At 29.4% G+C, this 7,585-nt stretch carries 7 protein-coding genes; 6 read left to right on the forward strand and 1 reads right to left on the reverse strand.

Going from position 1 to position 7,585, the window contains the following annotated elements; all coding sequences use genetic code 11:
- Nucleotides 1–548 precede the first annotated feature (548 nt).
- The 6 genes from LX95_RS14035 (at nucleotide 549) to LX95_RS14060 (ending at nucleotide 7,167) form a co-directional block, all read left to right on the forward strand.
- Nucleotides 549–3,275 (forward strand): V-type ATP synthase subunit I domain-containing protein, encoded by a 2,727-nt coding sequence (locus LX95_RS14035; RefSeq protein ID WP_111542096.1) that lies wholly within the window; start codon nucleotides 549–551, stop codon nucleotides 3,273–3,275.
- 16 nt (nucleotides 3,276–3,291) lie between these two features.
- On the forward strand, nucleotides 3,292–4,080 hold the full coding sequence (locus tag LX95_RS14040) for a Wadjet anti-phage system protein JetD domain-containing protein (protein ID WP_170116621.1): 789 nt from the start codon (nucleotides 3,292–3,294) through the stop codon (nucleotides 4,078–4,080).
- Nucleotides 4,073–5,302, forward strand: a complete 1,230-nt coding sequence (locus LX95_RS14045; RefSeq protein ID WP_111542098.1) for a hypothetical protein — start codon at nucleotides 4,073–4,075, stop codon at nucleotides 5,300–5,302. Before LX95_RS14040 ends, LX95_RS14045 begins: the two co-directional genes overlap by 8 nt.
- Complete coding sequence (locus LX95_RS14050; protein ID WP_111542099.1) at nucleotides 5,277–5,804, forward strand: condensin complex protein MksE; 528 nt, start codon at nucleotides 5,277–5,279, stop codon at nucleotides 5,802–5,804. Before LX95_RS14045 ends, LX95_RS14050 begins: the two co-directional genes overlap by 26 nt.
- 350 nt (nucleotides 5,805–6,154) lie before the next feature.
- Nucleotides 6,155–6,625, forward strand: a complete 471-nt coding sequence (locus LX95_RS14055) for a hypothetical protein (protein WP_111542100.1) — start codon at nucleotides 6,155–6,157, stop codon at nucleotides 6,623–6,625.
- An 80-nt stretch (nucleotides 6,626–6,705) separates the two neighbouring features.
- Nucleotides 6,706–7,167 carry a hypothetical protein gene (locus LX95_RS14060; protein ID WP_111542101.1) on the forward strand — a complete coding sequence of 154 codons (462 nt, stop codon included), beginning with the start codon at nucleotides 6,706–6,708 and terminating at the stop codon, nucleotides 7,165–7,167.
- Between the two features lie 140 nt (nucleotides 7,168–7,307).
- Here LX95_RS14060 and LX95_RS14065 read toward each other — a convergent pair.
- Nucleotides 7,308–7,585 (reverse strand): transposase (locus LX95_RS14065; protein WP_146240798.1); only part of this gene is annotated, 278 nt, incomplete at its 5' end.

Below are 7,585 nucleotides of genomic sequence, written 5' to 3' on the forward strand. Positions count from 1 at the left end.
AAATTGAGAATGACCGCAGTCACTACCATAGACATCAAATACATCTTTACTGATATCAACTCCAAAAGTTTCCTTATATTTATCCATAAGAACTGATTTTATGAAAGAGCATACTACCAGGATCACAACAACTTGAAAACGAGGTTTAGCCTCACAGAACTGAACGTGATTGAAGTAGTTAAAGAGAGGGGATTATCAATGTTGTCGAAGTCTAACGCTTCACCGTATATCATAACCTTAATCCTCTCTTTGTTCTTTCTGATTTATACTATAAAATTAATAAGAATCAAACTTAAGACGTGTATAATTAATGGCTAGTTTTCGCCTACCTACGAAAATCTTCGCGGATTTTCTATTCGGTTTTTATTTGTTAAATTAGGTACCTAAAACACGCCACTAATCATATACAAACACATTGTGCATAATGCAGAAATCTTGCTAAAATTGAACATTTGAACTAAAAAAGCCAGCCGCACAAACAGCACATTTGGTTTTTTGCCGACACACAAGCCAACGCTCGAAAATAATTATATTAGACAAAAAAAAGAATGCTGAACAAAATTATTATTATTAACTCTGAATTATATTCAAAAGCAAGTATTCAGATTGGAGAAAACTCAAGCATTCAGATTACCGCAGAAAATAATGTTGGAAAAAGTTCTTTCATAAACACATTAAACTTTCTTTATATAACCGACAACGAGCAAATGAGATTTGAAGATGATAGAAAACTATCTGATTCAATGAAACATTATTTTGACGGTACAAGTTTACATAGCTACATTATTTTTGAAATATTTAAAAACGGATATTATAATATTCTTGTTAAAGCTACACCTGAAAATTCAATCGAATACTATAAAATCATTGGAGAATTTGACGAAGACTGCTTTATTGAGAAAAGTAATCAAGGTTTCAAAGCTCGCAGATGGAACGAGGCACTACAAAAGCTAACTCTTAAAAACGCAACAGAACCACCAATAAAATTAACAAACGAAGAACTTTATAATCTCATTTACAATTCAGACAAAAACAAGAACCCAGTAGTTTGGTTAAAGAAAGAAGTTAAACGAAATGGACGTAAATCGTTTTCAAATAGCTTTACTGACATTTATAGACATTTAATCAGAACAAGTGCTATTAATGAAAAATCGTTTAAATCTGCACTTCTAATTGCGGATGGCCAACAGCATATATCTTTAGATGTTCTTTCAAGTTCAAGCTTTGAGAAAATTGATGAATTTGAGAGAAAGAAAATCCAATTACAAAACTTAGTTGCGATAAAACCTGAATTTGAAAAGCTGAAAATACTTAATGACGATTTTGTAAGTCAAGAATCAATTTTGGGTAAACTCAAACATACTTTTTTTAAAAACTTCAACAAGTCAGAAAAAGAAATTTCTTCACAAGTAAGTAATACAAGTGAATTATCATTGTCAATAGCTAAACTTCAAAAGAAAATAGATACAACTCTAAAAGAAGAAAGAGATAAATTAGTAGCTGAAAAAACAACAGCTAACAATAAAATAAGTGATTTAACCAAAGAAAATAGAGATATAAAAACAGTAATTGCTGAAGTTCAAGATTATGAACCAAAAGAAGATAATCTCTTGTATCAAGGTCTCAAAACTAAAGTTGTTGAAGAAACAACAAGACGAGAAGAATTAGTTTCCCAATTAAATCAACTGAAACGAAGTCAATTTACTAAAAATGAAATTGAGTCTTCTATTCAAAAACTCACTAAAGATATTGGTAGAAAGAAAAATTCAGTTTCTGATTTTGATAATTTGCTTTACCAAAATATTTCCAAAGACGAAGATGTAGTAAGGAAAGTTTATAGCTATTTAGATAACCAAGTTGCAAATCTTGATAAAAGTAAAATAATTAAAAATATATCAAAAACTGACTTACCAATGTCATTTTTTGATGGTCTAATTGACGTTTCGAGTTTAGAACTCGACAATGAATTACCAACTATAAAAACACTTCAAGATGAAATCATCTTGTTGGATAAAGAATTAAAAGAAAAAGAGTCCCAACTTAAAGTAATTAAAGACCGTAATGGTGTCCAAAATCAGGTAAATACATTAAAACAATTTATAGATAAAACTCAAAGTCTTATTGACAAAGTTGAGAAAAAACCTGAACTTGAAACTTTATATAAGAAAAATGAAGAACTCATTGTCGCAAAAGGAAATGAAGTAAAAAAAACAGATAAAAAAATATCTGAAAAAGACGAAGAAATTAAGTCTATTAGTACCAAATTAGAGGAAAAGAAATCTGAAAAAAATAGACTGCTTAAAAAACTTAGAGATTACACAGAACAATATAATTTCATAACAGGATATGATGATATTTACGAAATTGAAGAAGAACTCAAAAAACCTTTTGATGAGATATTTTCCGATTTTGAGAAAACGTATCGAACTTTTAGGAACACACGTGAAAATCGTCAAAAATCTAAAGACAGTATCAATCTAAAGTTAAACAAGGATATTCAAGATATAAAAACCTTTATTAGAGAAGTTGACGAAGAAATCATAAATATACCTCAAACAACTCGTATAATCGATACGCTCTTAGATACTCTCTCACACGAAATTGGAAGTCCAACTGATTCATTTCTAACACAATTTGAGCATTTTAAAACATTCGTTTACAAAAGTTATAATCGGAAATTAGCTGAATATCCTATATCAAACATTCAAGATGTAAAGGTAAAAATCAATGAAAACAAGGATTTGATAGAAGATTTAAAGAAAATATCAAATCTAAAATTCTCTGACGGTCTTGATTTTGATAACGCTTACGAGGAAAGCAGAATCGCTTTAAAAAGACAATTAGAAACCAATCAGGGAAAATCAATTGACATAGTAGATTTATTCAAAATTAGCGTTGAGATAACCAAAGCTACTGGGAAAAAAGAAGAAATTGACCTTTCAAAACAGGTACAATCAAGAGGAACAAATATTGTTTTAAAACTGTATTTGTTTTTAAATATTCTAAAAGAATTAGTCCATAGTAATGAACAAAACAAAGTCATTATCTATGTAGATGAGTTAGATGCAATCGGTCAAAAGAACGTTAAGCATCTAATACAATTTTGTAAGGTAAATCATTTTGTCCCTGTGTTTGCGGCACCAAGAAAAGTTGAGGGAATCCAAAAATATTATATGATTAAGGAACCTTCAACCTTAAATAATAAAACCCAAAAAAGAAAAATTTCATTTGGAGAATTACAATCATTTCCAGTAAAGTACAGAGATGCAGAATAAAACATTTTATAATTTCTTGAATAAGATTATAAGCGAAGAAAGATTAAACTCTTCATCGGTTGCTCAGTCTGTTAAAAAAAGTGGCGATTTTAAAACCCTATTGGCTTGTGGATTTATTGAATATCAAAAGGCTGTTTCTGGAGGTGGTAGTTATGTCGTAAAGAATAATCAACAATTAAAAAATTATTTTGCTGACAAGTTCCCTAAGCAATTACACGACAGTTTTACTGCTGATGCAAATGTTGGAACATTTAGAAACACAAAAATCGGCAAACGAGTTAGTCAGAACATCATTTTAATAAGAGGTTTCAAAAATATTCAAATCAACGATAATATTATAGACTTAGAAAAATACACTAAAGAATATGGCACTTTTTCGGCTCAGGTAAATACTATAAAAACAGAGAAAATATGTATAGTTGAAAACCTTGACACCTTCCTTCAAGCAGAAAAAGTAATGGACAATAATATCGTCTTTATTCATCCTTATGGTGGTTTAAGTAAATCTGTTGTAAAGAAGTTAAAAGTTAATGAATTATGGGTTTTTCCCGACTATGATTATAAAGGGTTGCAAAATTACCTAATGGTAAAAAGTATATTTCCAAATTCAGAATTATTTTACCCAAAGGATTACGAAAATCTTTTCAAAAAATATTCAAGAAGTATAAAAACAAAAAATGGAAAAGAACAAAACCCTCACAAAACAGTTCAAGAATCTAAAGACCAATTGGTTTGTAAAATAAGAACTGATATTTATCAAACAAAGCGATTTTTAGAGCAACAAGCCCTTTTTCAAAATGATTAAATTATCTGGAAAACAAATATTAGTTTTTTTACAAGTTCATTATGAGTTTGTAAAAGAAATCTTTGATGTAAGTAAACCCGATTTTATCTTAGATTCAGATACTCTAAATAAATATATTGAAGAATATAATTTAAATCACGAGCGAAAAATATCAATTACCAAGTTAATCGATGTTAAATTTTGTCGCCAATTACCAACTAAAGATTATAAGGTTAACAGAAGTTATATTGATTTTTTACAATTTTTATTTGATGATTTTACTTTAGATTTACCTGAAACACTAAAAGAAAGATATAAAACAATTTTTGAGTTGTTTTCAAAACTCAAAACAGCTGATAAAACAAGTAAAATTGTTGTTTTAATAACAAATATCATTAATGTAATCGATGTTTTTCTAAACGATATTCATAGACAAACCCAACGTCTTTTAATAGATACAGAATCACTTAAAGTTAACGCAAATGAATATTCGGATTTATCAAAACGATTGGAAAAAGCTATATTCTGGATTGATGAATATATCGAGCCATTAAATAAAATCCTTGAGAAAGGACATCCTGAATCTTTTTATTCTGCAATAGTAGAAATTCAAAGTTACACAAGTGAAAAAAGGTATGTAGCAGAAAGCTATAAACTAAAGAGAGAATACGCAAAACTGTATGCTTCTACTTTATATGCAAGAACAGAATTAGACCAAAATTTACAAAAGCTAACAAGAGAACTTAAGCCATTACTTGATAGAATTAAGAGTGATTCAATAATACTTAGTGGTTTTTACCATTTCGTAGAAAACATAGACTATCCAGAGAAATTCATCATTCCTATTCCGCACCCAATCAAAAAAACAAAAGGCAATCCAATTTTTAAGAAATTTGATAGTGAGGCACAATTTTATGTTGACCAGTTTAACTATAAAACTGCTGACACGTTTTACGTAGAACAAGTTGAAGATTTAGAATGGTTGCCAGATTCTACATATTTCAAAGAACAGTTATTAAAAGAGAAAGGTGTTTCTGATTTTTATAAATGGTGCTTTGATATTTTAAAACAACACACGGAAGAAATCACATTATCAAAGTATTTTACTATTACTAATTTATTACTTGAAGAAGATTTAGCTGTTGATTACAATAGCGATGAGAGAAACGAAATTATATTAGATGATGCCATACTTATGATGCCAAAAGTTAAAATATATGAGAGAATATCCAACAAAACATAGAGAAATAGTTAGTTTACTTTTAGATGGCAAATTTATGATTTACCCAAATCCTTTATTTGGAGTTTTAGTAGAGAATGATGAAGATTATATTGAGTTTTTCAAAAAATCTTATGACTTTGACCTTATTATAGAAACTGATTTCGCTTACTTATCATCAGAAGATGTGAATGAAAAACGGACAAGAGATTTTACTTTATTTCTTGCTATACTTTCAAGAGAATTAGATTATTCGGGAAAGAATTTTAGAGAAAAAATTCAATTTGGAACTTTTGACATTCAAGAAATAGAAGAACTTTTAAGACAATCCAGTAAGTGGGAAATTTTGGAAAAAACCACAGTAGCTGATTTTGAGAAGTTTATAAAAACGTGGAGAAGTAAAAATCTTTTAGAAGTTAATGGAAGTAAGTTCAAATTTACAAAAGCTATAAAACTGTTTTTTCGGTTTGCAATGGAAATAGCAGAAGAAAAACTTAAAGAACAGAACATTTTGGAAAAAGAATAGCCAACGCACAAAGCCATACACATTCGCAATTCGCTACAGCCAACGCTACGTCAAAAATTGCAAAAGAGTATGTCTTGCCAACGCTCACTTCAGAACAAAAAACAGACATCGGAAAACCAAGCTAAATGTGAAAGCACTATGCACAACAACGTGTATAAAACATAGATATTATAGGCTTTCCGAAAGGTTTTTGTATATTTACAAAGTACGCCAAATTTTTTATTTGGTTATATTTATAAAAGGAATTTAAACATAAAAATAAAAAATTCGGCTCGTGCTAAATCCGAAAAGTTAGTGTTTATTTATACGCTGCGTTTCATACAAAAGATAGTTGTACCCAATTTGAGAAAATGTACGAACTAACATTTGAAATTAATTCTAACGAAGAAATTTGGGAACTTTTTGACAAAGAACTGAATACGATTTTCATTCACAAATTCGTGCCAAATGAAGTGATTAAATGGTGGAAAACGGATTTAAAAACTCAAAACGGAACTGAATTGAAAAATTTATCTGTTCGGCAAATGGAAATGGATGTTCAAACTGACCTGAACGGATTGAAAAAAATACTCGAACTGAACACAAGGCAATTAAAAATCTATCAATTCGATAAACCGATTTTGGACACACTCGAAATTGACAGATTACCTGAAAATAATCGAAAACAGATTTTAAAACAAAACGGATTAAAACACTTCTTTTTTGTAAACTTCGAATTTATAACGATTGGAAGTTTTGATTTCGATTTTATAAACGGAATTGAATTAAGTCCAAAATTTGAGAAACGAATTGCGGAAAGAAAACAAAAATTAACTGAATAAAAAACTGAGTATAACACCGTATAAAAATAATTGCGGTTTAGTGCTTAATCGAAGGTCATTAAAACAAAATTTTGAGAATATTGAAAAAGAAATTTTTATTAATTGGAATCGGAATTATTTTAATCGGATTTTTCTTTTATTTCGTGGCTTGGTCGTTTTCTCCTGGAAGCTATGGAAAAGCTGAAACTTATGAATTAAATGTTCCCGAAAAAACTCTGATTAAAATAATAAATGAGGTGAAAGCGGAAAATAATTTAATGACAAATAGTTTCTCTGACCATAAAAAAGGACATTGGTACTCAATCTATTTTGAGTATAAAAATAAAAATCAAATAATTCACACATTGACAAGACCGAAAAATAAAAAAACGACAACATTTTATTTTTCAGGTTATAAAAGCAAAACAAATATTGGAAATTGGATTGATGCGAATGAATATTTTTGGTGGTGGAAAAACTCAAAAGCTAAAAATGAATTTGAGGAAAGAATATTGGAAAAAATTAAGGAAAAAATAAAAAAACGAAAGTCCAACACCGTATAAAATTAATGGCTAGTCCTCGCTTACTTACGAAAATCCTCGTGGATTTTCTATTTGGTGTTTATTTGCTAAATTAGGTGCTTAAACACGCCACTAATCTTATACGTATTCCAAGATCAAATCCTAATAAAAACCAGTTTTTATTATGCTGCGTGTTGCTGAAGAACCACATAAGGTGTCCCTCGCTTAACTACAGCAAATGCTCGAGCTATTAGTTTATTTCTAACATTATTTACTGCTAACATTTTATCTTTTCCTTCGGCTAATTTTTTGTTATAATATAACCGTAATTCACTATCGTGTTGGATTGCCGATACACTGGCCATACTCAATAAGCTTTTCATTTTCCTGTCTCCCAAATAATGACATTGCTTTCTGCGATGAATACTAGTTCCTGAACGATGCTCGAAGGGAGCCGTTC

Source organism: Mesonia algae (assembly GCF_003253545.1).
Classification (GTDB): Bacteria; Bacteroidota; Bacteroidia; order Flavobacteriales; family Flavobacteriaceae; genus Mesonia; species Mesonia algae.